The organism is Microbacterium sp. B35-30 (assembly GCF_010634855.1).
Classification (GTDB): domain Bacteria; phylum Actinomycetota; class Actinomycetes; order Actinomycetales; family Microbacteriaceae; genus Microbacterium.
On the sequence record NZ_MWLQ01000066.1, the window covers coordinates 1 to 584 of the forward strand.

1 protein-coding gene is annotated in these 584 nt (G+C 74.5%); it reads right to left on the reverse strand.

Annotated features, from left to right (window positions below):
* Positions 1-584, reverse strand: a 584-nt coding sequence (locus B2K11_RS20315; protein WP_163620906.1) for an HNH endonuclease signature motif containing protein, incomplete at both ends; no start/stop codon positions are given.

The window sequence follows — 584 nt, forward strand, 5'->3', positions numbered from 1 at the left end:
GTGTTTCAGGACGTGGTGGCGGCGGCAGAGGTGGGCGAGGTTGTCGTGGCTGGTGGGGCCGCCGTGTGCGTGGTCGATGGTGTGGTCGATGTCGCAGCGGCGGACCGGGCGGCGGCAGCCGGGGAAGCGGCAGTGTTCGTCGCGGGCGGTGAGGAAGCGGTCCAGTGCGGGGCCGGGGCGGTAGCGGTCGACGGCGAGCACGGCGCCGGTGACGGGGGAGGTCATCACGCGTTCCCATCCCGGGTTGCCGGCGGCGAGGGTGCGGGCGGTGTCGGCGTCGATGGGTCCGTAGCCGGCGAGTAGGCAGGGTTCGGTGCCGGCGCCGGTCATGGTGAGTACGGGGATGGTGATCTGCACGGTGGCGCGGATCGCCGCGAGCCCGGACCCGGCGACGCAGTCCTGCGGTCCGGCGGTGAGCAGCAGGTCGGTGGCGATGTCGGCGCGTAGTTGAGCCATGGTGCGCGCGTCCACCGCCCCGCCGTCGTCGCCGCCTGCAACGCCGCCTGCAACGCCGCCGTCTGCGCCGGAGTCGGAGTCGGGCGTGTCGGCGGCGTGGTCTCCGGGTTCGCGTGCGGCGACGGCGG